General features: G+C 71.5%; 21 protein-coding genes. 11 read left to right on the top strand and 10 right to left on the bottom strand.

Annotation, left to right across the window (positions count from 1 at the left end; translation table 11 throughout):
• Nucleotides 1-163 precede the first annotated feature (163 nt).
• Nucleotides 164-346 (bottom strand): hypothetical protein, encoded by a 183-nt coding sequence (locus F8R89_RS24970; protein ID WP_192806419.1) that lies wholly within the window; start codon nucleotides 344-346, stop codon nucleotides 164-166.
• Nucleotides 347-952: 606 nt separating this feature from the next.
• On the opposite strand from F8R89_RS24970, the gene F8R89_RS24965 reads away from it, so the two are divergent.
• From F8R89_RS24965 to F8R89_RS24930, 8 genes are all read left to right on the top strand, one after another.
• Complete coding sequence (locus tag F8R89_RS24965; RefSeq protein WP_151786044.1) at nucleotides 953-4,654, top strand: nitrate- and nitrite sensing domain-containing protein; 3,702 nt, start codon at nucleotides 953-955, stop codon at nucleotides 4,652-4,654.
• Between the two features lie 9 nt (nucleotides 4,655-4,663).
• Nucleotides 4,664-5,077: a roadblock/LC7 domain-containing protein gene (locus tag F8R89_RS24960; RefSeq protein WP_055624380.1), complete on the top strand. Its 414-nt coding sequence runs from the start codon at nucleotides 4,664-4,666 to the stop codon at nucleotides 5,075-5,077.
• A gap of 111 nt (nucleotides 5,078-5,188) precedes the next feature.
• Nucleotides 5,189-5,587 (top strand): DUF742 domain-containing protein, encoded by a 399-nt coding sequence (locus F8R89_RS24955; protein WP_003997626.1) that lies wholly within the window; start codon nucleotides 5,189-5,191, stop codon nucleotides 5,585-5,587.
• Nucleotides 5,568-6,143 (top strand): GTP-binding protein, encoded by a 576-nt coding sequence (locus F8R89_RS24950; protein WP_055624289.1) that lies wholly within the window; start codon nucleotides 5,568-5,570, stop codon nucleotides 6,141-6,143. The genes F8R89_RS24955 and F8R89_RS24950 overlap by 20 nt, the downstream gene beginning before the upstream one ends.
• A 385-nt stretch (nucleotides 6,144-6,528) precedes the next feature.
• Entirely contained in the window at nucleotides 6,529-9,786 is a 3,258-nt protein-coding gene (locus F8R89_RS24945) for a nitrate- and nitrite sensing domain-containing protein (protein WP_151786043.1), read from the top strand.
• 10 nt (nucleotides 9,787-9,796) lie between these two features.
• Complete coding sequence (locus F8R89_RS24940) at nucleotides 9,797-10,210, top strand: roadblock/LC7 domain-containing protein (RefSeq protein ID WP_004983065.1); 414 nt, start codon at nucleotides 9,797-9,799, stop codon at nucleotides 10,208-10,210.
• Nucleotides 10,211-10,305: 95 nt separating this feature from the next.
• On the top strand, nucleotides 10,306-10,875 hold the full coding sequence (locus F8R89_RS24935; RefSeq protein WP_151786042.1) for a DUF742 domain-containing protein: 570 nt from the start codon (nucleotides 10,306-10,308) through the stop codon (nucleotides 10,873-10,875).
• The gene (locus tag F8R89_RS24930) at nucleotides 10,856-11,437 is read left to right on the top strand and encodes a GTP-binding protein (RefSeq protein ID WP_026248371.1); all 582 of its coding nucleotides are present in this window, start codon (nucleotides 10,856-10,858) and stop codon (nucleotides 11,435-11,437) included. Before F8R89_RS24935 ends, F8R89_RS24930 begins: the two co-directional genes overlap by 20 nt.
• A gap of 148 nt (nucleotides 11,438-11,585) precedes the next feature.
• Here the strand turns inward: F8R89_RS24930 and F8R89_RS24925 are convergent, their stop codons facing one another.
• From F8R89_RS24925 to F8R89_RS24915, 3 genes are all read right to left on the bottom strand, one after another.
• Nucleotides 11,586-11,777, bottom strand: a complete 192-nt coding sequence (locus tag F8R89_RS24925) for an acyl-CoA carboxylase subunit epsilon (RefSeq protein WP_062666609.1) — start codon at nucleotides 11,775-11,777, stop codon at nucleotides 11,586-11,588.
• Nucleotides 11,778-11,822: 45 nt separating this feature from the next.
• Complete coding sequence (locus F8R89_RS24920) at nucleotides 11,823-13,406, bottom strand: acyl-CoA carboxylase subunit beta (protein ID WP_151786041.1); 1,584 nt, start codon at nucleotides 13,404-13,406, stop codon at nucleotides 11,823-11,825.
• 154 nt (nucleotides 13,407-13,560) lie between these two features.
• Entirely contained in the window at nucleotides 13,561-15,876 is a 2,316-nt protein-coding gene (locus F8R89_RS24915; protein ID WP_192806221.1) for a polysaccharide lyase 8 family protein, read from the bottom strand.
• Between the two features lie 136 nt (nucleotides 15,877-16,012).
• Here F8R89_RS24915 and F8R89_RS24910 point away from each other — a divergent pair, with 136 nt between their 5' ends.
• From F8R89_RS24910 to F8R89_RS24900, 3 genes are all read left to right on the top strand, one after another.
• Nucleotides 16,013-16,621 carry a YceI family protein gene (locus F8R89_RS24910; RefSeq protein ID WP_151786039.1) on the top strand — a complete coding sequence of 203 codons (609 nt, stop codon included), beginning with the start codon at nucleotides 16,013-16,015 and terminating at the stop codon, nucleotides 16,619-16,621.
• Nucleotides 16,622-16,782: 161 nt separating this feature from the next.
• On the top strand, nucleotides 16,783-17,010 hold the full coding sequence (locus F8R89_RS24905) for a hypothetical protein (RefSeq protein ID WP_151786038.1): 228 nt from the start codon (nucleotides 16,783-16,785) through the stop codon (nucleotides 17,008-17,010).
• Nucleotides 17,011-17,189: 179 nt separating this feature from the next.
• A complete protein-coding gene (locus tag F8R89_RS24900; protein WP_151786037.1) occupies nucleotides 17,190-17,972 on the top strand; it encodes a serine protease in 783 nt (260 codons plus the stop codon).
• 54 nt (nucleotides 17,973-18,026) lie between these two features.
• Here F8R89_RS24900 and F8R89_RS24895 read toward each other — a convergent pair whose 3' ends face one another.
• From F8R89_RS24895 to ureA, 6 genes are all read right to left on the bottom strand, one after another.
• Nucleotides 18,027-19,385, bottom strand: a complete 1,359-nt coding sequence (locus F8R89_RS24895) for a hypothetical protein (RefSeq protein WP_151786036.1) — start codon at nucleotides 19,383-19,385, stop codon at nucleotides 18,027-18,029.
• Nucleotides 19,386-19,440: 55 nt separating this feature from the next.
• On the bottom strand, nucleotides 19,441-21,045 hold the full coding sequence (cimA, locus tag F8R89_RS24890) for a citramalate synthase (RefSeq protein ID WP_151786035.1): 1,605 nt from the start codon (nucleotides 21,043-21,045) through the stop codon (nucleotides 19,441-19,443).
• Nucleotides 21,046-21,369: 324 nt separating this feature from the next.
• Nucleotides 21,370-21,969, bottom strand: a complete 600-nt coding sequence (locus F8R89_RS24885) for a TetR/AcrR family transcriptional regulator (protein ID WP_151786034.1) — start codon at nucleotides 21,967-21,969, stop codon at nucleotides 21,370-21,372.
• Nucleotides 21,970-21,980: 11 nt separating this feature from the next.
• Entirely contained in the window at nucleotides 21,981-23,000 is a 1,020-nt protein-coding gene (locus tag F8R89_RS24880; RefSeq protein ID WP_151786033.1) for an agmatine/peptidylarginine deiminase, read from the bottom strand.
• Nucleotides 23,001-23,025: 25 nt separating this feature from the next.
• A complete protein-coding gene (locus F8R89_RS24875) occupies nucleotides 23,026-24,735 on the bottom strand; it encodes an urease subunit alpha (RefSeq protein ID WP_151786032.1) in 1,710 nt (569 codons plus the stop codon).
• On the bottom strand, nucleotides 24,732-25,427 hold the full coding sequence (gene ureA / locus F8R89_RS24870; protein WP_151786031.1) for an urease subunit gamma: 696 nt from the start codon (nucleotides 25,425-25,427) through the stop codon (nucleotides 24,732-24,734). The genes F8R89_RS24875 and ureA overlap by 4 nt, the downstream gene beginning before the upstream one ends.
• Nucleotides 25,428-25,520 lie beyond the last annotated feature (93 nt).

Below are 25,520 nucleotides of genomic sequence, written 5' to 3'. Positions count from 1 at the left end.
GATCCTGCGCCCCTCACTTGAAGCCGGCTGGAGTCTGACGCTCCAGGCTAGCGCGGTGAGGCGTCCGCGCCTCGCGCGAGCGGCGCGGACGCCGGGGCCGTCGTGACGGATCCCTCCGACGGGCGGTCGTCCGGCGATGAACGACATGCCGCCCGTGTCCGTACTAACCGGCGACGGTGGTCGCGGGGAGTTCCTGGAGGATGGTGCGCTTGGGGTTGGCGGTCTGAGCGGGGAGGTCGAGGGAGTGCTCCGGCTGCTCGGGGAGACGCAGTTCGTCGGCGCTGTCGAGGTGGGCCAGCTTCGTGCGCCGCGGGTTGGCTATCGTGTGGATCATCGTCGTCTTCACGGTCGTACTGAGTCCTGTCGTGACGAAGCGCCCGGATACGGGCCTGTCGAGGCCTGCGTCCGGACGCGGGTGGGCAGAAACATCCCTCTTGTAAAGCGTCAGGCTAAACATCCGCTTCCCGGAGAAGTCGTGAAGACCCCTTGATCTGGGTGTGAGTTTCCTCACGCCCCGATGCATAATCCGGGCAATTCAGGCCTGCCCCCCTGGGTGGAGAAACGGACAATCGCCCCCTGAACCCATCATTCCGCTCCTGATCATGGCGACTTGGGCACCTTGCGCCGTAAAGCGACTCGCGGACCTATGTCCGTTCTGAGGTGAATGACGATCCACGGCAGGTAATTCCCCCCTCACGCGGTGTCACGTATGTCACGGCTCGGCCTACGGGCCTTGTTGGCGATCCTGCACTGTGCTGGAATTCCACGGACCGCCGCAGGATCGAGCCGGCGCACAGGGGGCGCATCGACGCGCCGAGTGGCGGCGAGAAGGGGGAGCCAGCGCCGGTCACTCACGACCACCAGGGAGCGTGTTCAGGACGCTCCCCAATACGCCGACACCGTGTCCGACCGCTCACGCGGAAGGGCGCCTGGTCCAGAGGTTGCGACGCTAGTGCAGGGACGTTTCAAGAGGGATGGCAGCGCTTCGGCGGAGCCGGAGCACGGCGGGACCGACCGAGGTCCCTCGCCCCAGCACGCCCAGACCCAGGGCCCGGCCCCGTCGGTCGACAGCGGTGAGCGCTCCGGGCGCCCCGCCGTGTCGGCGTCCCCGGGTGCCGCGGTTCCCCCGCCTCCGACGAAGAAGCCGGCCAAGGGCGAGGTCGGCCCGGGCTCACGAATAGCCCTGCGCAACTGGCGTATCTCCACGCGCCTCGTCGCGCTGCTGACGCTCCCCGTGGTCGCGGCCACCTCGCTGGGCGCCCTGCGTATCAGCGACAACATGGACGACATCCAGCAGCTGGAGAACATGCGGCTGCTGACGGACATGACCAAGCGGGCCACCGAGCTCGCGCACGCGCTCCAGGAGGAGCGCGACCAGTCCGCCGGTCCGCTCGCCCACGGCGCCAAGTCGACCGACTACACGGTCAAGGGCTACCGCGACAAGACGGACCGCGCCGCGCAGAGCTTCCGGGACGCCTCCGAGGAGATCGACGACCAGAGCAAGGACGGCAGCCTCAAGGGCGTCCGCGACAACATCGTCCAGCTCATCCGCGAACTCGGCACGCTCTCCGAGGTCCGCGGCACGGCGTACCAGGCCGACGGCAACTCCACGCAGACCGTCGAGGCCTACCACCGGCTGATCACCCACCTGCTGGACCTCTCCCAGGACATGGCCGAGGCGACCAGCAACCCCGACATGATCCAGAGCACCCGCGCCCTGGCGTCGTTCTCCTCCGCCAAGGAGTACGCCTCCATCCAGCGCGCGGTCCTCGCCGCGGCCCTCCCGGCGAACAACACCACCGACGCCGACCTCTCGGACAACGACCGCCTCTACGCCGACTCCGCGCTGGAGAGCCAGAAGTCCGAGCTTCGCTCCTTCAAGAGCATCTACGGCAGCGAGCCCGCGGACGAGCTGCTGAAGCCGATCGGCGACGGCAACCCGACGATCAAGGCCAGTGACACCTACGCCACCCGCGCCCTGACGTCGGCCACCGGCCTCGCCTCGCTGGACAAGCGCTCCTACCGGGACTGGGTGGACGACAGCACCACCAAGATCCAGGGCATGCGCGCCATCGAGACCACGCTGCTCGAGGAGATGGAGCAGAAGGCCCGCGAGCTGCGCAACGAGTCCGAGCGCGAAGCGATCATCTCCGGTGCGCTGATCCTGCTCGTGCTCGGTGTGTCGCTGGTCGGCGCCTTCGTCGTGGCCCGCTCCATGATCCGCTCGCTGCGCCGGCTGGAGGAGACCGCCACCAAGGTCGCCCAGGACCGTCTGCCCGAGCTGGTCAAGCAGCTCTCCGAGGCCGACCCGCAGGACGTCGACACGTCCGTGGAGTCGGTCGGTGTGCACTCCCGGGACGAGATCGGCCAGGTGGCCGCGGCCTTCGACGACGTGCACCGCGAGGCGGTCCGCCTCGCCGCCGAGCAGGCCCTCCTGCGGGGCAACGTCAACGCGATGTTCACCAACCTCTCGCGCCGCTCCCAGGGCCTCATCCAGCGTCAGCTCTCGCTCATCTCCGAACTGGAGTCCCGCGAGGCCGACCCGGACCAGCTGTCCTCGCTCTTCAAGCTCGACCACCTCGCGACGCGTATGCGCCGTAACGGTGAGAACCTCCTCGTCCTCGCGGGTGAGGAGCCCGGCCGCCGGTGGACCCGCCCGGTCCCCCTGGTCGACGTGCTCCGCGCCGCCGCGTCCGAGGTGGAGCAGTACGAGCGCATCGAGCTGGCCGCCGTGCCGACCACCGAAGTGGCCGGCCGTGTGGTCAACGACCTCGTGCACCTCCTCGCCGAGCTGCTGGAGAACGCGACCTCGTTCTCCTCGCCGCAGACCAAGGTCAAGGTCACCGGTCACGCGCTGCCCGACGGCCGCGTGCTGATCGAGATCCACGACACCGGTATCGGCCTCTCCCCCGAGGACCTCGCGGCGATCAACGAGCGGCTCGCCTCGCCGCCCACCGTGGACGTCTCGGTCTCCCGCCGCATGGGTCTGTTCGTGGTCGGCCGTCTGTCGCAGCGCCACGGCATCCGCATCCAGCTCCGCCCGTCCGACTCCGGTGGTACGACCGCGCTGGTCATGCTGCCCGTCGACGTCGCCCAGGGCGGCAAGCCGGCCGGCGGCAAGCCCGGCCCGAACGGCCCCGGTGCCTCCGGCGGTCCCGCCGCCGCGCAGGCCGCCGCGGGTGCGGCCGCCGCGCGCCGTCAGGTGCAGTCCGGTGGCGGTGCCTTCGGCGGGGGTGCGCCGGGTGGCGGTGCCCCGGGCGGTGGCCGGCTCGGCGCCGGTCAGGGCCCGCGTGCGGCGCTGCCCGGACGTGACGGCGACGGTATGCAGGGCGGGCCGGGCGCGCCGCGCGGACCGCAGGGCGGTCCCGGTGCTCCCGCGCAGGGCCGGCCGGCCCAGGCCGGTGCCATGTTCGGCGGCCCCTCGCAGGGCGCCGGGCAGGGCATGCAGAGCAACGGTGCCGGTCAGGACATGTTCGGCGGCTCCCGCGGGACCGCCCCCGGACGCGACCAGTCCCGTCAGAGCGCCCCGACGCCTCCGCAGGCGCCGCCCGCCGGCGGCGAGCAGGGCCCCCGCCGTGGCCGCCGGCCGCAGCTGCCGCCGCGCGGTGGCGCGCGGGCCGAGCTGCCGGGCGGCAACCAGCCCTCGCGTCCCAGCTGGAGCGACGAGAACGCGCAGCCCCCGGTGCCGCGCGCCTCGCTCGACGCCCCGCGCGGGCACGACGAGGACCCGGCGCAGCAGACCTCGCGGATGCCGCGGATCGACGACCGGCAGGGCCCGGCCTCCACCTCGGAGTTCGCCCGCCCGGACTTCGACGCCCAGGCTCCCGGCGGTTACGACCCGCAGAACACGGGTCAGTTCGCCCGCCCCGGCGCCGACGCGCAGCAGGACACCGGCCAGTTCGTCCGCCCGGACGTCTTCGGCACCAACGGCTCGGGGCAGAACAACGCCTCGCAGACGGGCCAGTTCGCCGTGCCGCAGTCGTACGACAACAGCTCGACGGGCCGGCACTCGCTGCCGGGCCGCCAGAGCCCGGAGTCGACCGGCCAGTTCGAGCGGCCCCAGGTCAACGGCGGTTCGTACGGCGGCAACAACGGCTACGGCGCGGGCCAGCAGCCCCCCGTCCCGCCGCAGCGTCCGCAGCAGCGTCCCGTGCGTCAGGAGCCCGAGGCCCTGCCGCCGGCGACCGGTCCCGGCGACGGCCGTACCCCGCTGTACGACACGCTCGAGACCAACTGGTTCCACGGCGGTCCGCAGGGACGCCAGCCGGGCACCGACACCCCGGCCGCCGCTCCGCAGCAGGAGCGTCCGGCCCCGGCGGAGCGGCCCCAGCCGTCCTCCGCCCCCCAGCGCTCCGCGTCGACCGCCTGGCGCAGCTCGCCGAACGACGACCTCGTCCGGCAGGCTGAACGCGTCAGGCAGCCCGCCGCGGGCGGAGTCACCACCTCCGGCCTGCCGCGCCGGGTGCCCCGGGCGAACCTCGTCCCCGGCACGGCTCAGCAGCAACAGCACCAAAGCGGTCCGCAGGTCTCGCGTGCGCCCGATGACGTACGCGGCCGGCTGACCAATCTCCGTCGGGGCATCGCTCAGGGCCGTCAGGCCGGCAGCGGCCAGACCGGCAGCTTCCCGAGCCCCACTCACCAGCAGGAGCGTTAGTTGAGCCAGATGAGCCAAGCGGCACAGAACCTCAACTGGTTGATCACCAACTTCGTGGACAACACCCCCGGGGTGTCCCACACCGTCGTCGTGTCCGCCGACGGCCTTCTGCTGGCGATGTCGGAGGGGTTCCCCCGCGACCGTGCCGACCAGCTGGCGGCCGTCGCGTCGGGTCTGACCTCGCTGACGGCGGGTGCCAGCCGGATCTTCGAAGGCGGGGACGTCGCACAGACCGTCGTCGAGATGGAGCGAGGATTCCTCTTCCTCATGTCCATCTCGGACGGGTCGTCCCTCGCCGTACTCGCTCACCCGGAGGCGGACATCGGCCTCGTCGGGTACGAGATGGCACTGCTGGTCGACCGTGCGGGCGCGGTCCTCACCCCCGACCTGCGTGCCGAGCTCCAAGGCAGTCTGCTCCACTGACATCTCCCGGATCCACCCGTCTCACCAAATCACCGTCCGGCCGCCACAATCCCCCCACTGGCCCCCTCACGACGGCTTGACCGACCGACTGTGTTCCAGCCCGGAGGATTCATGACCCCGCCCACCGCCTCTCATGATCCGTACGCGGAGCCGTACGAGGATGAGGGCGACCAGCCGCTGGTACGTCCGTACGCGATGACCGGCGGCCGGACCCGGCCGCGTTACCAGCTGGCCATCGAGGCACTGATCAGCACCACGGCCGACCCGGCGGCGCTGATGGGGCTCCTCCCGGAGCACCAGCGCATCTGCCACCTGTGCCGCGAGGTGAAGTCGGTCGCCGAGGTCTCCGCGCTCCTGTCCATGCCTCTCGGCGTGGCCAGGATCCTCGTGGCGGACCTCGCGGAGGCGGGCTTGGTCGCCATCCACCAGCCGGGTGGCGACGAGAACAACGGTGGCGCACCGGACGTGACGCTGCTCGAAAGGGTGCTCAGTGGACTTCGCAAGCTCTGAACCAAGCCGGGCGACCACCTCCGCGAAGATCGTGGTGGCGGGTGGCTTCGGCGTGGGCAAGACCACGTTCGTGGGTGCCGTCTCGGAGATCAACCCGCTGCGCACGGAGGCCGTGATGACCTCCGCGAGCGCGGGGATCGACGACCTCACGCACACCGGGGACAAGACCACCACCACGGTGGCCATGGACTTCGGCCGTATCACCCTGGACCAGGACCTGATCCTCTACCTGTTCGGTACGCCGGGTCAGGACCGCTTCTGGTTCATGTGGGACGACCTGGTGCGCGGTGCCATCGGCGCCGTCGTGCTGGTGGACACCCGCCGTCTCGCGGACTGCTTCCCCGCGGTCGACTACTTCGAGAACAGCGGCCTGCCGTTCGTCATCGCCCTCAACGGCTTCGACGGGCACCAGCCGTACACACCGGACGAGGTGCGCGAGGCGCTGCAGATCGGACCGGACGCGCCGATCATCACGACGGACGCCCGGCACCGCGCCGATGCCAAGAGTGCGCTGATCACGCTGGTGGAGCACGCGCTCATGGCACGACTGCGGTAGTGGAAGTCTGCGGGCACATACGGCAGTTGTCGTAGATGTCCCGGAGCCGGCTGTGGCCTTTGACACGGTCGGCTCCGCTGTTCATAACGTTTCGGCAGAGGAATCGGGTGGTACGGCAACTCGTCGCGGTCAACCGGTCTCGCTGCGCGCACAACCGCCCCGTCTTTTGACGGGGCTCGCTCTTTATGACCGTTTTATCTGGGACTTACATCGCGCGGAATCCTCCTCTTCCACTGTTTGGAAGAGCGCGGGCCCCCGTGCTGGAATGCCAGAACTGCCCACTGGTCGAAGACGTACTCATCAGTAATGCGTACTTCAAGGCGATGGGCTCTGAGACACAGCGGCACGACCTAGGTGCCGACCCCGCCGGAAGGTTGTTGGTCGAGTGAGGCGAAGCAAGAACAGTCCCGAGCCGTCGGCCCGGGGCAACTTCACCCCGCCGCCGCGCGGAGCGGCGCCCGCCCCTGTGCCCGGATCCGAGCCCACGGCCGCGCCGGCCCGCAGCGGCGGCCGCTTCTCGCCGCGCAACTGGCGCGTGCCGACCAGGCTGAACGCGATCCTGCTCATACCCGTGATGGTCGGCCTCGTCATGGGCGGCTTCCAGGTGAAGAGCTCGATCGACACCTGGCAGGAGGCCGAGGACGCCGAGAACGTCGCCCTCCTCGTGCGCTCCGCCGCCGAGTACGGCAACGCCCTGCTGGACGAGCGCGACCTCACCGCGGCCGACCTGCTCCAGGGCAAGGGCACCACGGACACCGTGACCCAGCTGCGCTCCGCAACCGACAGCGCCAAGGCGAAGTTCGACGAGGCCGCGCAGAACCTCCCGCACACGGCCGCGCTCGACCGCCGTATGCAGCTCTTCCGGTCCAACGAGACCAAGCTGGCGCCCCTGCGTCAGGCGGCCTACACCAAGTCCATGGACCCGGTGAAGACCGAAGAGGGATACGTCGCCGTCCAGCACTCCCTGATGGAGTTCGCCAACGAGCTCAGCCTGGGAACCGGCAACGTCACCTCCTACGGCCGTACCGTCTACGCCGTGGCCCTCGCCAAGGCCGCCACCTCCCTCCAGCGCTCGATCGCCGTGCACATGCTGATACGGCCGAGCACCAAGGAGGCCGTGGTCCGCCAGCAGGGCATCTCCCTCGTGTCGTACCGCTACCTCGAGGGCATCGCGATCAACGAGTTCGTCTCGGGCGCCACCCAGGACGACGTCGACCAGCTCGACGACATCATGGCCGCGCAGCGAAAGAAGATCGGCGACAAGGGCACCGCCGTCAACGCCGGTGACAGCAGCTCCACGCAGGGCGGCGCCTACACCGCCATGCCGGCCGCCGACGCCATGCTCCAGGGCATCGCCGCGGGCACCTTCACCCCCGAGCAGCTGGCCGCCAAGGGCGTCACGCCCAAGGCGTGGCTGGGCGCCTCCACCGCCAAGTACGAGGGCTACCGCGAGATCGAGACGGACCTCGTCAGCAAGGCCGTGAACGACGCCGCGACCGTCTCCGAGGACGCCAAGACCGACGCCCTCATCACCGGTGCGGCCGTCGTGGTCGCCCTGCTCGTCGCGTTCATCCTGGCCGGCGCGGTCGCCCGCCAGATGTCCCGCTCGATGCGCCAGCTGCGCAACGCCGCCTTCGGTATCGCCGAGCAGCGTCTGCCGATGCTGGTCGACCAGCTCTCGCGCACCGACCCCGGCCGGGTCGACACCCGGGTCGCGCCCATCCCGATCACCACCCGCGACGAGATCGGCGAAGTCGCCCGCGCCTTCGACCAGGTCCACCGCGAGGCCGTCCGGCTCGCCGCCGAGCAGGCTCTGCTGCGGGGCAACATCAACGCGATCTTCACCAACCTGTCGCGCCGCAACCAGTCGCTGATCGAGGGCCAGCTGACCCTGATCACCGACCTGGAGAACAACGAGGCCGACCCGGACCAGCTGGAGAACCTCTTCAAGCTGGACCACCTCGCGACCCGTATGCGCCGCAACGGCGAGAACCTCCTCGTCCTCGCCGGCGAGGAGCCCGGCCGCCGCTGGGACCAGCCGGTCCCGCTGGTCGACGTGCTGCGCGCCGCCTCCTCCGAGGTGGAGCAGTACGAGCGCATCGAGCTGTCCGGCGTCCCGGAGGCCGAGATCCACGGCCGCGCGGTCACCGACCTCGTGCACCTGCTGGCCGAGCTGCTGGAGAACGCCACCACGTTCTCCTCGCCGCAGACCAAGGTCCGCGTCACCGCGACCCGTCTCCCCGACGGCCGCGTGATGATCGAGATCCACGACAAGGGCATCGGCCTCACCGCCGAGGACTTCGCGGACATCAACCACAAGCTGGCGAACCCGCCCACCGTCGACGCGGCGATATCCCAGCGCATGGGTCTGTTCGTGGTCGGCCGGCTGTCCGACCGGCACGGCATCCGCGTCCAGCTGCGCCCCTCGGGCGAGCAGGCCGGCACCACCTCGCTGGTCATGCTGCCGGACGCCATCACGCACGGTGGCGGCGGCGGTGAACAGCAGCCGTCGCAGGACGAGTTCACCGTCTCGCAGATCATCCCGGAGCAGCAGTTCCAGGGTGAGAACTTCGGTCAGCCGATGCGTACCGCGGCCGAGCTCGGCTTCGACGACAGCGCCTACACCGAGGTCCCGGACGACATCCGCGAGCTGGACCCCGTCGGCCGCTCCCTGATGCGCGAGGAGCGCCGGGCGGCCCTGGAGGCCCAGTCGCACGGCCCGGAGGGCTCCGAGGCCCCCGCCTACGACGAGTTCGGCCAGCCCGCCTACGACGAGCACAACGGCTACGCGGGGCAGCAGGACGGCTACGACCAGCAGCAGGCGTACGACGACCAGCGGCAGCAGTCCTACGAGGACCAGCAGCAGGCGTACGGCGAGCAGCAGCACTCCGGCTACGAGGAGCCCCAGCAGGCGTCGTACGACGACACGTACTACGCGCCGAACGGCGGCCTGCCCCGCGACGACTCCTTCTCGTCCCCCAACGGCTACCCGGACTCCGGCTATGCGGAGCCCGCCGCCGAGGAGCCGGTGGCCCGCAACGGCTCCGCACAGGACGGCTTCACGGCCTTCGACCAGCGGCGCCACCAGGACGACTGGCCTCAGCAGAGCGGCTACCGCGACGGCTACCAGGAGCAGTACGCTCCGGAAACGGAATCCGCGCAGGCCGGTGACGCGGGCGAGTCCGACGGCGTAGGCTTCGACCGTCCGGGACCGGCGCAATCCGCGCCCCACGCACTGACCGACGCCGGGCTTCCGCGTCGCGGCGCCGCCGCGAGCGGCACCAACGGCACGCGGCCCGTGCGGCAGGACGCGCCGGCGCCGGCTCCCACTCCGGAGAGCAACGGCGACAGCGCCTGGCGTTCGCAGAACGACGAGCGCTGGCAGCAGGCCTCGCAGCTCCGGAAGCCCAAGGCGGGCGGGGTCACCTCCTCCGGCCTGCCGCGGCGGGTCCCGAAGGCCAACCTGGTCCAGGGAGCCGCCGAAACCACCCCCCAGGGGGGCCCACAGGTCTCCCGTGCTCCCGAGGACGTCCGGGGCAGGCTGAGCAACCTGCGCCGCGGTGTCCAGCGGGGTCGCAGCGCGGGAAGTGAAACGAACGGCCAGGGCTTCGGTCCTGACAGCACCTACAACCAGGAGCGTTAGTGTGAGCCCGATGAGCCAGGCGGCACAGAACCTGAACTGGTTGATCACCAACTTCGTGGACAACACCCCCGGGGTGTCCCACACGGTGGTGGTCTCCGCCGACGGACTCCTTCTGGCGATGTCCGAAGGCTTCCCGCGCGACCGCGCCGACCAGCTCGCGGCCGTCGCCTCCGGTCTGACGTCACTGACGGCAGGCGCCTCCCGCATCTTCGAGGGCGGCAGCGTGAACCAGACGGTTGTGGAGATGGAGCGGGGATTCCTCTTCATCATGTCCATCTCCGACGGTTCGTCCCTCGCGGTCCTCGCACATCCCGAGGCGGACATCGGCCTCATCGGGTACGAGATGGCGCTTCTGGTCGACCGTGCCGGTACGGTCCTGACGCCCGATCTGCGGGCGGAACTCCAAGGGAGCCTGCTCAACTGAACGGACAGCGGTGCGTTTTGGCGTCCCGGGGCCGTAAGGTTTCGGGACGCGGCTCCACATGATGGGTGCCAGGCACAGTCGGAGGAGGAGAGAAAGTGGCAACACCCCCAGACGGTTCGTCATCGGGCAACTGGTCGTACGGCCCTGCCCAGGGCCAGAACGACGGTTCCCAGAACCGGTACTTCCCCTCCCAGCCGAACCAGCGGCAGCCGTACGCCCCGCAGGGCCCCGGGCCCTCGCCGTACGACCAGCCGCCGGCGCCGCGCATCCAGCCGGTGCAGCCGCAGCGACGCGCCCCTGAGCCGACGCCCGCCGGGGCGTCGAACAACCCCCTGGTGCGTCCGTACGCCATGACCGGCGGCCGGACCCGCCCGCGCTACCAGCTCGCCATCGAGGCGCTGGTGCACACCACCGCGCAGCCGCACCAGATGCAGGGCCAGCTGCCCGAGCATCAGCGGATCTGCAACCTCTGCCGAGAGATCAAATCGGTGGCCGAGATCTCGGCCCTCCTCACGATCCCCCTCGGCGTGGCCAGGATCCTCGTCGCCGACTTGGCGGAGGCAGGACTGGTCGCGATCCATCAGCCCGGCGGCGACGAGAACGCCGGCGGCCAGCCAGACGTGACACTGCTCGAAAGGGTGCTCAGTGGACTTCGCAAGCTCTAGCGGCGGTCCTTCCCGCTCCACCACCTCCGCGAAGATCGTGGTGGCGGGCGGCTTCGGCGTGGGCAAGACCACGTTCGTCGGCGCCGTCTCGGAGATCAACCCGCTGCGCACGGAGGCCGTCATGACGTCTGCTTCGGCGGGCATCGACGACCTCACCCACACCGGGGACAAGACGACCACGACGGTCGCCATGGACTTCGGCCGTATCACCCTGGACCAGGACCTGATCCTGTACCTCTTCGGTACGCCCGGCCAGGACCGCTTCTGGTTCATGTGGGACGACCTCGTGCGCGGCGCCATCGGCGCGATCGTGCTGGTGGACACCCGCCGTCTCGCCGACTGCTTCCCCGCGGTCGACTACTTCGAGAACAGCGGCCTGCCGTTCGTCATCGCGCTGAACGGCTTCGACGGCAACCAGCCGTACAACCCGGACGAGGTGCGCGAGGCGCTGCAGATCGGCCCCGACACCCCGATCATCACGACGGACGCCCGGCACCGCGCGGACGCCAAGTCGGCGCTGATCACGCTCGTGGAGCACGCGCTGATGGCGCGGCTGCGCTAGACACGGGTCTCCTCGCTCCACAGGGATGCCCCGGACGGTCGTTCACCGTCCGGGGCATCCCTGTGTCCGTCGCGCGGCTCCAGGCGCCCCTCAGGGACGCGGAAGGGCCCCTCTCCCGGGAGAGGGGCCCTTCGTGGTCGGTCGCGGGTCAGCGCCAGCTGTGGGGGGCGCGGAAGCCGCCCTCGCGCTCCAGGCGGCGCCAGCCGGCCTTCGGGCGGCCCCGGTGGGCCGGGGCGGCGGCGGGCCGGGCGGCGGCGCGGGCCAGGAGGATCGCCGTGATGGCGGCGACTTCCTCGGGCTCGGCGTGGCCCTTCTCGACGCGGATGTCAGGGACGTTCATGGGCTCAGTCTCCATGGATGAGGTTTCCGCACGGATACCGGTGGGTTACTGCGGAGGGTTGCCGTGCTTGCGGGACGGCAGGTCGGCGTGCTTGGTGTGCAGCATCGCCAGGGAGCGGACGAGGACCTCGCGGGTCTCGGAGGGGTCGATCACGTCGTCGACCAGGCCCCGTTCGGCCGCGTAGTACGGGTGCATCAGCTCGGACTTGTACTCCTTGACCATGCGCGCCCGCATGGCCTCGGGGTCCTCCGCCTCGGCGATCTGCCGGCGGAAGATGACGTTGGCGGCGCCCTCGGCGCCCATCACGGCGATCTCGTTGGTCGGCCAGGCGTAGGTGAGGTCGGCGCCGATGGACTGGCTGTCCATGACGATGTACGCGCCGCCGTACGCCTTGCGCAGGATCAGGGAGATCCGGGGCACGGTCGCGTTGCAGTAGGCGTACAGCAGCTTGGCGCCGTGGCGGATGATGCCGCCGTGCTCCTGGTCGACGCCCGGGAGGAAGCCGGGGACGTCGAGGAACGTGATGATCGGGATGTTGAAGGCGTCGCACATCTGCACGAAGCGGGCGGCCTTCTCGGACGCCTCGATGTCGAGCACGCCCGCCAGCGTCTGGGGCTGGTTGGCGACGATGCCGACGACCTGGCCGTCGAGGCGGGCCAGCGCGCAGATGATGTTCCGCGCCCAGCGCTCGTGGACCTCCAGGAACTCGCCGTCGTCGACGATCTCCTCGATGACCTTGGTCATGTCGTACGGCCGGTTGCCGTCGGCCGGGACCAGGTCGAGGAGCGTCTCGCTGCGGCGGTCCGCGGGGTCCGACGGCTCCACGCGGGGCGGGTTCTCCCGGTTGTTCTGCGGGAGGAGCGAGAGGAGGTAGCGCACCTCGGCGATGCACGTCTCCTCGTCGTCGTACGCGAAGTGGCAGACGCCGGAGGTCTCGGCGTGCACGTCGGCGCCGCCGAGGCCGTTCTGGGTGATCTCCTCGCCCGTCACGGCCTTGACCACGTCGGGGCCGGTGATGAACATCTGCGAGGTGTCGCGGACCATGAACACGAAGTCCGTGAGGGCGGGGCTGTAGGCCGCGCCGCCCGCGCACGGGCCGAGCATCACGCTGATCTGCGGGATGACGCCGGACGCCTTGGTGTTGCGCTGGAAGATGCCGCCGTACCCGGCGAGGGCGGAGACGCCCTCCTGGATACGGGCGCCGGCGCCGTCGTTCAGGGAGACCAGCGGGGCACCGGCCGCGATGGCCATGTCCATGATCTTGTGGATCTTGGTGGCGTGGGCCTCGCCCAGCGCGCCGCCGAAGATCCGGAAGTCGTGCGCGTACACGAAGACCGTGCGGCCCTCGACCGTGCCCCAGCCGGTGATGACACCGTCGGTGTACGGCTTCTTGGACTCCAGGCCGAAGCCCTGGGCCCGGTGCCGGCGCAGCTGCTCGACCTCCCGGAAGGTGCCCGGGTCCAGGAGCAGCTCGATGCGCTCCCGGGCGGTCAGCTTCCCCTTGGCGTGCTGCGCCGCGGTGGCCTTCTCGCTCGGGCCGGCCAGCGCCTGGGCACGGATCTCGTGCAGCTCGGCGGTCCGTCCACGGGCGTCGATCGGCTCACCCGGTGCCTCATCCAAAACGGTCATGTAGTGACCTTACGAAGGACCCGGCGCAATGCGAGCCGTCGACTCCTCACAGTCTCCGGAGCGTTTTCCTGGTAGCACTGAACAGAACCACGGCGGCATGCAGCCTTTCCGACTGCTCAGAGGGCCTGTGCGTTGTGGGGGTCGCACAAACCCGTCAGGCGAGAACCACCTCACATCGGTGGGTCCGGCATACCGTCCCCGGAGTGACGCGGAGCCTGAGCCGGGGTCCGGTGGCGACGATCGCGACCGTCTCGTCGGCGTGCGTCACGTGCCGTACGGGGTGGTCGAGGACGATCTCCAGGGGCTCGCCCGTGCGGGGCGGCTCGCTCACCCAGAGGGTAGCGGTCCGGCCGCGGCGCCGGAGCAGCACGCTCGCTCCCGCGTCGGCCGTGAGGGGGCCCGCGGTGCCGGGCTGCCGGAACAGGGCCGCCGTGACGCCGAGGGAGGGGACGTGGACGGCCTGGCGGGCCGCGTCATTGGCGAGGACGGTCAGCCAGCCGCGGTCGGCCGCCCGCGCGGCGACCTCCCGCCGGCTCGCGCCCGGCATGAGCACGTACTGATAGGTCGCGTCCCGCGGATCGGTGCCGTGGTCGAGCCAGAGGGTCTGCCAGCGGCGGGTGCGGCGCTCGGTGGTGCTGGTCGTGTTGATGTCGGCCCACGCGCCGGTGCGGTCCTCGCGCAGGGCGCGCAGCCGGCCGTACGGGACGATCCAGCCGCCGTGGCCCTCCAGGTGGGCCCAGCCGGGGCCGCGCGTCAGGGCCTGGGTGCCGTTCTCGCCCAGGTTCCGGTTGTCGACGACGGTCTCCACGGGGACGCCGTCGGCGCAGCTGATCCCGGCGCCGAGGCAGACCACGGCGTCCGCGAGGCAGAACCACGCCTTGTGGGCGCGGAGTGTGGAGCCCAGGCCCTCCAGCTCCTGGCCGATCGCCGCGTACGTGCCGTCCGTCGTGCCGCCGACCCAGCGTGCGGCGGGCCGGGCCTCGCCCCATTCGCCGCCCGCCCGGTCGGGCAGGCGGCGGGTGGAGACGGTCGTGCCGGGCAGCCGGTACCAGTCGACGGTCGGCCAGTACCAGTCGGTGTACTGGTCGCCGAGGCCGTCGGCCCACCAGGAGACCATGCCGGCGCCGGTGTGCCAGCCGCGCGGGTTCTCGCCGTTGCCGCACTCGTAGTGGGCGATCCGGTCACTGGCCATGGCGATGCTCGCGACGAAGCGCGGGCGGCGGTGGACGGCGCGGTCCATCGCGGCGAAGAGGTGGTGCCCGGTCGGCTCGGGTGCGGCGGGGACCGGCGCCCGTGCGACGGCGTGCAGACGGGCGAGGTCGGCCACCCCGAACTGACGTGACGTCAGGACCGGTGTCACGGCGTCCCGTTCGATCCAGCCCTTGACGCGCGCGTGCCACCGGTCCCGTTCGGCCGGACTCGCGCCGTCGGCGAGAAGGGCGATCGCGGCGATGAGGCCGTGCCCGTGGTAGTGGTCGCCGCGCATGACCCGCCGCTCGTCGTTCTTCAGGTACCCCCGGCTGATGGCCCGCCCGTTGACGGCGTCCACGACCAGTCCGTCGTGGATCAGCGGGGCGTAGGCGCGTTCGACGCTGTCGAGGACGATCCGCCGGTTCGGGTCGGTGACCTCCCAGGCGGAGCCGGCGAGCAGGGCGAAGAGACGTCCGAGTCCGTCGAGGAGGACCTGGCCGTAGGTGCCGGAGTAGGCGACCCAGGTGTGCTGCACGAAGGAGCCGTCGGCGTACAGGCCGTCGCCCGCCGTGACGTACGGGAAGACCGGGGAGAGCGCGTCCCGCGCGAGCGCGATCCGGTCCGGGGCGCGCCCGAGGACGCCGCGCAGGACGACGGAGCGGCACAGGTCGACACGGTTGGCGCCGGTGGAGGTGCCGGAGTAGTCGGTGAGCAGGGTGTCGGGGACGAAGTGGTCGACGGCGGCGCAGGCGGCGTCGATCCGGGCCTGCCCGAGGTGGCCGTACAGGGCCGCCGTGATGTCCATGAGCAGGCGCGGGCTGCCGATCTGCCACTCCCACCAGTTGCCGTAGCGGGTGGTGCCGGGGTGGTAGACGGTCGCGGAGAGGTGGTCGAGGCCGCGCAGGACGTCGGCGAGCAGGGCGGGGTCGGCGGTGGCTCCGGTGCCGGGCTGGACGTAGGCCTGGGTCATGGTCCACAGGCGGGTGTAGCTCTGGGTGATCCCGGCGGGCGGGTCGAAGGGGTGGCCGGGCCACAGGGAGGTGGGGGTGGGGTCCATGGCCCGCTGGAACGTGCGGGCGAGCGTGCCGGTCTCGGCGAGGCGCCCGGCGTAGGGCTCGGCGGCGGGGTCGTAGCCGGTGCCGAGGGCGATGCCGAGCCAGCGGGCGCGGAGGGTGTCGTAGGGGTCGGCAGCACCGGCGTGGGCCGGGGTCGCGACGGTGCGGCCGAGGGCCGCGGCGAGGGCGGCGGCGGTCAGCAGGGCTCGGCGCGAAGGGGTCATGTCCATGCCCTACCACGTCACGTCGGGTGACACCAGGAACACACCGCGGATGATGTTGAAAGTTGAAGGGAATGCGTCTACGGTGATGTGCGTTAGGTGGTTAAACATTCAACGAACCCCCTCCGAGGAGAACGTCATGGGCATCTTCAACCGCAAGGACTCCGCCGCCACCGCCACGGCCGCCCCGGCCGCCGTCGCCCCGGAACTGGCCGCGCTGACCGGCGACTACACGATCGACCCGGCGCACTCGACGCTCGGGTTCGTGGCCCGGCACGCCATGGTCACCAACGTCAAGGGCAAGTTCCTCGACTTCACCGGCTCCCTGCACCTGGACGGCACGGACCCGGCCGCGTCCACGGCGTCCCTGGACATCACGATGGACAGCATCGACACCGGTTCGGCGGACCGTGACGGGCACCTGAAGAGCGCGGACTTCTTCAAGACGGACGAGTTCCCGACGATGACGTTCCGCTCCACCAAGGCGGAGGCCCTGGGCGGCGAGGACTACCGCATCACCGGTGACCTGACGATCCTCGGCACCACCCGGCCGATCACCATCGACCTGGAGTTCAACGGCGCCGCGAAGGACCCGTTCGGCAACGAGCGCGTCGGCTTCGAGGGCAAGGCGGAGCTCCTGCGCTCGGAGTGGGGCCTGACCTGGAACGCCGCGCTGGAGACGGGCGGCGTGCTGGTCTCCGACAAGATCAAGCTGAACTTCGACATCTCGGCGATCAAGAACGCGTGACCCTCGCGACCTCCGGGTCGCCGTTTCCGAGCACACCCGTCCCCCGGTTCCCGCCGGGTGGGCGGGTGCTCTGGTTCTCGGCCACGGGACCGACGCCGCGACCCGTTGTCAGTGCCGGGTGGCAGGCTCTGGCGTCATGGACAGAGAGCGGTTCTGACACCTTGGCGGACCTTCCCGTCGTGCGGGCGTGTGCGGCCGACGGCGGTTTCCTCGAGTGCGAGGACGTCCTGGGCGTCGCCTGGAACGCGCATCTCGCCGCGACCGGTGAGCGGATTCCCCAAGGTACGTGCACCATCCGGTACCCCACGCCGGCTCCCGCCTGGGACTTCGACGATGCCGGTGAGATGGCGCGGCGGCTGCCCCGGCTGGCGGGGCTCTTCCTGGAGTAGGGAGCCGGCCCCGGCCGGGGGGCGGGTGGCCGGAATCCGGCTCTTGTGGGGGGTGTCACAGGGTTCTCATAATCCAGCAACGGAAACGGCCGGGGTGTGCCAGCCGCGCTTGGTTGACATGTTCCTGTCATTTGCACTTCTCGCGTTCGTATGTCGAACCCCCCACGGAAGGCATCACGTTGAAGAAGCTCCTCACCGCGCTCAAGAGATGCGCGGTCCTCGGCGCCGCCGCGCTCGCGATCGTCAGTCTCCAGCCCGTGTCCGCCGCGCAGGCCGCGGACTCGCGGGTCGTCGGCGGGACTCGCGCCGCGCGGGGCGAGTTCCCGTTCATGGTCCGGCTCTCCATGGGCTGTGGCGGCGCGCTCTACACCCAGCAGATCGTCCTCACCGCCGCCCACTGCGTCGGCTCGACCGGCCGGAACACCAGCATCACGGCCACCGCCGGTGTCGTGGACCTCCAGAACAGCAGCGGCCGCGTCCAGGTCCGCTCCACCTACGTGTACCGGGCGCCCGGCTACAACGGCACCGGCAAGGACTGGGCGCTCATCAAGCTCGCGCAGCCCGTGAATCTGCCGACGCTGAACATCGCCACCACCACCCAGTACAACACCGGCACCTTCACCGTCGCCGGCTGGGGCGCCAACCGCGAGGGCGGGGCCCAGCAGCGCTATCTGCTCAAGGCCGACGTGCCGTTCGTCAGCGACGCCCAGTGCCGCTCCTACAGCGGCTACAGCGGGCTCGTCGCGAACGAGGAGATCTGCGCCGGGCTGCCCTCCGGCGGCGTGGACACCTGCCAGGGCGACTCCGGCGGCCCCATGTTCCGGCGCGACGCGAACAACGCCTGGGTCCAGGTCGGCATCGTCAGCTGGGGCATAGGCTGCGCCCGGCCGAACGCGCCCGGCGTCTACACCGAGGTCTCCACCTTCGCCTCCGCCATCGCCTCGGCGGCGGCCGGCCTCTGAACCGATGAATGGACGGGTCCGGTACCGCGGGGCGCCGGGCCCGTCCGCCGCGTTTCAGAAGCCGCCGCCGTCGAAGCCGCCTCCCCCGCCGAAGTCCCCGCCGCCCCCGAAGCCTCCGTCGCCGAACCCGCCGCCGAAGTCACCCGGGTCGAAGTCCGCGCCCGAGACGTCACCGCCCCCGTACCCACCGAAGTCGCCGTACCCGGAGCCGTAGTCGGCCCCGTACGCCGGCCCCGCCATCATGCTGCCCAGCAGGGTGCCGACGAGCAGGCCCGGGAGGATGCCGCCGCCGAAGTAGCCGCCCGCCCAGGGCCCGTACGCCGGCCCGGCCTCCCAGTACGGCCGCCGGCCGTACTCGGTGTCGACCTCGCGGACCTGGGGATCGCGACCGTCGGCCAGCCGGGCCCGGTCCGCCGCGCACACCGGCACCTCGCGCGGCGCGCCACCGGGCGGCGTCCAGGTCTCGTCGGCCACCGACGGGCCGTGACGGGGGTCGAAGAAGCAGGGCGGCCGGCGCTCGGGCAGCGGCCGGCCCTCCCGGCGGGCGGCCAGCTGGGCGAGGGAGAAGCGGCCGTCCGCCAGGGCCTGGGTGACCGCCTTGACGTCCTCCGGTCTGCGCGCGGTGTCCATCAGCCGCTTGGCCTGCTCGTAGGAGTCGAGGGCGCGTTCGTAGTCCGCGCGCATCGCGTCGTCGGCGCCGGGTTCGGCCGGGTGGAAGTCGAGCCGGTCGAGTTCCTCGCCGTAGGCGGTGATGTCCTCGTCGACGACGACCCGCAGCTTCTCCAGCGCGGCCCGCTGCTCCTCCTCGTGGCGCCGCCGGTTGCGCCGGACCAGGGCGTAGGCGCCCGCGCCGCCCGCCGCGACCACCGCCCCGGCGACGATGAGGCCGCCGGTGTCCACGCCGCCTCCGCCGCCGTCGCCCCAGGAGGCGGGGGCCGAACCCCGGGCGCTGCGCAGCGCCGCGTCGACGAAGTCGTTCAGCTGGGCCTTGGGGTCGTCGACGCCCCGGACGGCCGTGACGAGGTTCTGGACCCCGCGCGGCGGCAGGACGACCGTGTCGGCCCGCGCGCCGAAGCGGTCGCCGCTGCGGATCGCGTACAGGCCGGTGATGCCGGTCTCCGTCCGCAGGTTCAGGAAGATGTCCCGGTCGGGCTGGTCGGCGGGCAGGACGGCCACGAAGACCGGTTTCCCGGCGTCCTTGATCTTGTCGGAGAGCGCCTCGGCGTCCGCCGACGACAGCTGGTCCGAGGCGGCGGGATCGACGTACACGGGATCCTCGCGGAGCGCCTCGGCCACCGTGGAAAGGTCCGTGGCCGCATGTGCGCCGGGCGGACCGGTCAGGAGCACCATCGCGGTGGCGGCGACCGGCACGAGCAGGGAGCGCATGAGGCCCCTCAAGCGCGGAGTCCTCATGTCTTCGACGCTACCCGATGAGGCGGCCCCGGGCGTCCGGGACCGCCGTGCGCCCCTACCGGGCGGGGGCGACGCCGGCCCGCAGCAGGCCGTACGTGTACGCGTCCTCCAGGGCCTGCCAGGACGCGGCGATGACGTTCTCCGCCACCCCGACCGTGGACCACTCCCCCGCCCCGTCCGACGTGGAGATCAGGACGCGGGTGGTGGACTGGGTGCCGTGGACGCCCTCCAGGATGCGGACCTTGTAGTCGACGAGGTCGAGGGCGGCGAGCTGGGGGTAGATCTTCTCCAGGGCGACGCGCAGCGCCCGGTCGAGGGCGTTGACCGGGCCGTTGCCCTCCGCGGTGGCGACGATCCGCTCGCCCTTGGCGAAGAGCTTGACGGTGGCCTCGTTGGCGTGGCTGCCGTCGGGGCGGTCCTCGACGATCGCGCGCCAGGACTCGACGTCGAAGTACTTCAGCGGCCTGCCCTCGACCTCGGCGCGCAGCAGCAGCTCGAAGGAGGCGTCAGCGGCTTCGTAGGTGTAGCCCCTGAGCTCGCGCTCCTTGACGCGCTCGACGACCCGGCCGACCAGCTCGCGGTCGCCGCCGAGGTCGATGCCGAGCTCCTTGCCCTTCAGCTCGACGGAGGCGCGGCCGGCCATGTCGGAGACAAGCATCCGCATGGTGTTGCCGACCTGCTCGGGGTCGATGTGCTGGTACAGGTCCGGATCGACCTTGATCGCGGAGGCGTGCAGTCCGGCCTTGTGGGCGAAGGCGGAGACGCCGACGTACGGCTGGTGCGTGGAGGGGGTGAGGTTCACGACCTCGGCGATGGCGTGCGAGATCCGGGTCATCTCGCGCAGCCGGCCCTCGGGCAGGACCTTCTTGCCGTACTTGAGCTCCAGGGCGGCGACGACCGGGAAGAGGTTGGCGTTGCCGACGCGCTCGCCGTACCCGTTGGCCGTGCACTGGACGTGGGTGGCGCCCGCGTCGACGGCGGCGAGGGTGTTGGCGACCGCGCAGCCGGTGTCGTCCTGGGCGTGGATGCCGAGCCGTGCGCCGGTGTCGGCGAGGACGGTGGAGACGACCGCCTGGACCTGGGCGGGGAGCATGCCGCCGTTGGTGTCGCAGAGGATGACGACGTCGGCGCCGGCCTCGGAGGCGGTCCGTACGACGGACTTGGCGTACTCGGGGTTGGCGCGGTAGCCGTCGAAGAAGTGCTCGCAGTCCACGAAGACGCGGCGGCCCTCGCCGACCAGGTACGAGACGGTGTCGCGGACCATCTCCAGGTTCTCGTCGAGAGTGGTGCGCAGCGCCAGCTCGACATGCCGGTCGTGGGACTTGGCGACCAGGGTGATCACCGGGGCGCCGGACTCCAGCAGCGCCTTGACCTGCGGGTCCTCGGAGGCCTTGCCGCCCGCGCGCCGGGTGGCGCCGAAGGCGACGAGCTGGGCGTGCCGGAAGTCGATCTCCTGCTGGGCGCGGGCGAAGAACTCGGTGTCGCGCGGGTTGGCGCCGGGCCAGCCGCCCTCGATGAATCCCACGCCGAAGTCGTCCAGGTGCCGGGCGATGGCCAGCTTGTCGGCGACGGTGAGGTTGATGCCCTCCCGCTGGGCGCCGTCGCGCAAGGTGGTGTCGAAGACGTGGAACGAGTCGTCGAGCTCGTTGGTCGGCGTCATGGTCGTAAGGCTCCTGTATTGGATCTCGGTCTACCGGAATGACCGGCTCCACCGTCCCCACCTATGGTCCCTCACGCTCTCCGCCCGGCTGCTGGTGGGCCGGGAAACAGAAAAACCCCTCGCGGGTGCGAGAGGTCTGCGCGCGGGTCGAGGACGACGGTGTCCACCCGTACCTGGTCGTACGTGGTGGTCACTGCGGACCGGCGCGCCTGCTGCCAATAATCATGGCGAACGAGAGCACGGAGGCAGTCTGGCACACCCGCACCCCGCGCTCACCGTCCGTCTCAGGATGCGAACACTGCGCTGATCATCGGCGGGGCGGTCTCAGGCGTCCGCGACGAGGCTGTCGTCGAGGAACTCCCGCACATGGCGCAGGACCCGCGCGCGGTCGGTGCCGCGCAGGCCGATCGCCACATGGATGGAGAAGCCGTCGAGGAGGGCCCGCAGCCGGGCGGCGAAGCGGTCCGGGTCGACCGCCCGGAACTCCCCGCGCGAGACGCCCTCCGCGACGAGCGCCACGAGGTCCCGGTGCCAGGCGCCCTCGATGGCGGCCTGCCGGTCGCGGGCGTCGTCGTCGGCGTTCTGCGACCGGTTCCAGACCTCCAGCCACAGGGTCCAGTGCGGGTCGCCCCGGCCGTCGGGGACGTACAGGTCCACGTAGGCGTCGAGCCGTTCCCGCGCCGGGGAGCCCTGGGCGAGCAGACGGCCGCGTTCGGCGCCGAGCCGGCCCTCGCTCCACTCCAGGGTGCGCAGCAGCAGCTCGTCCTTGGAGCGGAAGTAGTACAGGAGGTGGCCGCTGCTCATGCCGACCTCGCGGCCGAGCGCGGCCATGGTCAGCTTCTCCAGACCGCGCTCGGCGATCATCTCCATGGCGGCGGCCAGGACCCGCTCGCGCGGCGGGGCGTTCCGGCGCGCACCGGCCATGGGTCAGGCTCCTAGGGTTTCGGCTGCTGCTGGGTGATGCAGTGGATGCCTCCACCGCCCGCGAAAATGGTACGGGCGTCCACCAGGGTGACCGTGCGCCCGGGGTACAGGCGGCGCAGGATGCCGGCCGCGATCTCGTCGTGCGGGTCGTCGAAGGCGCAGAGCACGACACCGCCGTTGCAGACGTAGTGGTTGATGTAGGAGTAGTCGGCCCAGTGGCCGTCCTCGTCCTTCAGCACGGCCGGCGCGGGCACCTCGACGACCTCCAGGCGGCGTCCCCGGGCGTCGGTCGCGCCGCGCAGGATCTCCAGGTACTCCTGGGAGCGGGCGTGGTCCGGGTGTCCGGGGTCGCGCTGGCTGTGGACGACGACGGTGCCGGGCCCGGCGAAGGCGGCCACGATGTCGACGTGGCCCTGGGTGCCGTAGGTGCCGTAGTCGCCGGTCAGGCCGTGCGGGAGCCAGATCGCCTTGGTGGTGCCGAGCCGGGCGTGGATCTCGGCCTCGACCTGCTCGCGGGTCCAGCCGGGGTTGCGTCCGGCGCCGAGCTGGACGGTGTCGGTCAGCAGGACCGTGCCCTCGCCGTCGACGTGGATCGCGCCGCCCTCGTTGACCAGGGGCGAGGAGTGGACGGGGACGTCCGCGAGGCCGGCGACATGGCGGGCGATCCCCGCGTCGTGCTCCCAGCGGGCCCAGTCCTGGCCGCCCCAGCCGTTGAACACCCAGTCCACGGCGGCCAGTCGGCCGTCCTCGTCCTGGACGAAGGTCGGTCCGATGTCCCGCATCCACGCGTCGTCGAGGTCGCCCTCGGCCAACTCCACGTCCGGGCCGAGCAGTTCGCGGGCGGAGGCCGCGTCGCCGGGGGCGTGGACCATGGTCACGGGCTCGAACCGGCGTACGGCACGGGCGACTTCGGCCCAGGCGGCGCGCGCCTCGGCGAGTTCGGCGTCGGTGGTGAAGGTCGGGTTGGGGCGGGGCCAGGCCATCCAGGTGCGCTCGTGCGGGGCCCACTCGGGGGGCATGCGGAAGGTCATCACCACGTCCTAGAGGACTAGAGGACTAGAGGAAGTACAGGCGGTTGAGGGGGACGGAGTCAGCGGGGTCCGAGCGCAGTGGCTCGCCGTCGAGGGTGACCAGGCCGGTGCGCCGGTCGACGTCGACGGCCCCGGTACGGGTGTTCAGGCGCAGGTCGGCCGGTCCGATGCCCCGGGTGCCGCGCACGGCGACCCGGCGCCGGCGGGTCGGCATCGAGTCGGCGCCCTGGTCGAGGGCCGCCTGGGCGACGAAGGCCACCGAGAGGTCGGCGGGGGTGGCGCCGTACGCCCCGAACTGCGGTCCGAGCACGAGGGGCTCGCAGGTGTCGGTGGCCGCGTTGGGGTCGCCGACCACCCCGTACGCGGGGAAGCCGGCCTTGAGGACCAGCTGCGGCTTGGCGCCGAAGAACTCGGGGCGCCACAGCACGATGTCGGCGAGCTTGCCGATCTCCAGGGAGCCGACCTCGTGGGAGAGGCCGTGGGCGATGGCGGGGTTGATCGTCAGCTTGGCGATGTAGCGCAGGACGCGCTCGTTGTCGTGCTCCGCGGGCGCCCCGAACCGGGCCTTCATCTTCCCGGCCATGGCGAGGGTGCGCCGGACGGTCTCCCCTGCCCGGCCCATGCCCTGCGCGTCGGACGAGGTGATGCCGATGGCGCCCAGGTCGTGCAGGACGTCCTCGGCGCCCATCGTCCCGGCGCGGATGCGGTCGCGGGCCATGGCGGCGTCGCCGGGCAGGTCGGTCTTGAGGTCGTGGACGGAGACGATCATGCCGTAGTGCTCGGCGACGGCGTCCCGGCCGAACGGCAGGGTGGGGTTGGTGGAGGACCCGATGACGTTCGGCACGCCGGCCATCTTCAGGACGTTCGGGACGTGCCCGCCGCCGCAGCCCTCGATGTGGAAGGCGTGGATGGTGCGGCCCTCCAGGACCCGCAGGGTGTCCTCGACGGACAGGCACTCGTTGAGGCCGTCGCTGTGCAGGGCGACCTGGACGTCGTGCTCCTCGGCGACGCGCAGCGCGGTGTCCAGGGCACGGGTGTGGGCGCCCATGTCCTCGTGCACCTTGAAGCCGGACGCGCCGCCCTCCGCCAGCGCCTCCAGGAGGGGCGCCTCGTGGGAGGACGAACCCCGGGCGAGGAAGCCGATGTTGACCGGCCACGCGTCGAAGGCGCCGAACGCGTGCCGCAGCGCCCAGGGCGAGTTGACGCCGACGCCCCACACCGGCCCGAACTCCTGGCCGATGATCGTGGTGACGCCGGAGGCGAGCGACGCCTCCATGACGCGCGGCGACAGCAGATGGACATGGGTGTCGACGGCGCCCGCGGTGGCGATCAGCCCCTCGCCGGACACGATGGACGTGCCGGTGCCGACGACGACGTCGACCCCGTCGAGGGTGTCCGGGTTCCCGGCCCGCCCGACGGCGCTGATGCGCCCCTGCCGGATGCCGATGGACACCTTGCGGATGCCGAGGACCGCGTCGACGACCACGACGTTGCTGATGACGACGTCGCAGGTCTCCCGGACCGGCGCGGCCTTCAGGTGCAGCCCGTCCCGGGCGGTCTTGCCGAACCCGGCGAGGAACTCGTCGCCGGGGCGCTGGGAGTCGGACTCGACGCGGATCGTCAGCCCCGAGTCGCCGAGCCGGACGCGGTCGCCGGCGCGGGGGCCGTGGGTGGCGGCGTACTCGTGCGGGGTGAGGCGGCGGGCCTCGGCGGGATGTCCTCCGGGACGGCTCATCGGCCGGCCTCCTTCTCGTGTACGCCCAGGTAGCCGCAGGCGGCGGCGCGGCGCAGTGCCTCCTCGCGGGCGCCGGGCGCGTCCAGCGGCCCGTCGACGAGGCCCGCGAAGCCGATGGCGATCCGGTCGCCGCCGAGGGGCACCAGGCCGACCTCGGCGCTCTCCCCCGGCCCGAACCGGACGGAGGACCCGGCGGGTACGGCGAGCCGCATGCCGTACGCCCGCGCGCGGGGGAAGTCGAGGCGCGGGTTGGCCTCGAAGAAGTGGAAGTGGGAGGTGACGGAGACCGGCACGTCGGCGGTGTTGGTGACCGTCAGCCGCAGGGCGGGCGCGGGTTCCTCGTGCCCGGGGCCGGGGAGCAGGGCGCCGGGGGCGCGGTCGCCGAGGCCGCCGCCGATCGGGTCGGTGACGACCGCGAGCCGGGAGCCGTCGTCGAAGACGGCCTCGACGTGCACCTCGGTGACGATGTCCGCGACGCCGGGCAGCACGTCGTCCGGGCCGAGCACGGAACGGGCCCGCTCGATGGCGTCGGCGAGCCGGGCGCCGTCGCGGGCGGCCTCGCACACCGTGTCCGCGATGAGCGCTGTCGCCTCGGGGACGTTCAGGCGCAGTCCGCGCGCACGGCGGGCCCGCGCCAGTTCCGCGGCGCCGAAGAGCAGCAGCCGGTCACGTTCCGTGGGCGTCAGTCTCATGCCGCGGCCTCTCCCTGCATGACGAAAGTTAGATCGACACTCTAAACATGGAAAGCCCTGCGATCCAAGGGTTGACGACGACCACATCCCTCC

Origin of the sequence: Streptomyces sp. SS1-1, assembly GCF_008973465.1 — a bacterium.
Taxonomy (GTDB): domain Bacteria; phylum Actinomycetota; class Actinomycetes; order Streptomycetales; family Streptomycetaceae; genus Streptomyces.
Note: the sequence above shows the minus strand (reverse complement) of the source record. Positions and strands in the feature narration are given on the sequence as shown.

Bases quoted from the DNA above. Each gene is read 5' to 3' on its own strand.
- F8R89_RS24960 (WP_055624380.1), top strand. From the start codon at position 4,664: ATGAGCCAAGCGGCACAGAACCTCAACTGGTTGATCACCAACTTCGTG.
- F8R89_RS24955 (WP_003997626.1), top strand. From the start codon at position 5,189: ATGACCCCGCCCACCGCCTCTCATGATCCGTACGCGGAGCCGTACGAG.
- F8R89_RS24940 (WP_004983065.1), top strand. From the start codon at position 9,797: ATGAGCCAGGCGGCACAGAACCTGAACTGGTTGATCACCAACTTCGTG.
- F8R89_RS24925 (WP_062666609.1), bottom strand. From the start codon at position 11,777: ATGAACGTCCCTGACATCCGCGTCGAGAAGGGCCACGCCGAGCCCGAG.
- F8R89_RS24920 (WP_151786041.1), bottom strand. From the start codon at position 13,406: ATGACCGTTTTGGATGAGGCACCGGGTGAGCCGATCGACGCCCGTGGA.
- F8R89_RS24915 (WP_192806221.1), bottom strand. From the start codon at position 15,876: ATGACCCCTTCGCGCCGAGCCCTGCTGACCGCCGCCGCCCTCGCCGCG.
- F8R89_RS24910 (WP_151786039.1), top strand. From the start codon at position 16,013: ATGGGCATCTTCAACCGCAAGGACTCCGCCGCCACCGCCACGGCCGCC.
- F8R89_RS24895 (WP_151786036.1), bottom strand. From the start codon at position 19,385: ATGAGGACTCCGCGCTTGAGGGGCCTCATGCGCTCCCTGCTCGTGCCG.
- cimA (WP_151786035.1), bottom strand. From the start codon at position 21,045: ATGACGCCGACCAACGAGCTCGACGACTCGTTCCACGTCTTCGACACC.
- F8R89_RS24885 (WP_151786034.1), bottom strand. From the start codon at position 21,969: ATGGCCGGTGCGCGCCGGAACGCCCCGCCGCGCGAGCGGGTCCTGGCC.
- F8R89_RS24880 (WP_151786033.1), bottom strand. From the start codon at position 23,000: ATGACCTTCCGCATGCCCCCCGAGTGGGCCCCGCACGAGCGCACCTGG.
- F8R89_RS24875 (WP_151786032.1), bottom strand. From the start codon at position 24,735: ATGAGCCGTCCCGGAGGACATCCCGCCGAGGCCCGCCGCCTCACCCCG.
- ureA (WP_151786031.1), bottom strand. From the start codon at position 25,427: ATGAGACTGACGCCCACGGAACGTGACCGGCTGCTGCTCTTCGGCGCC.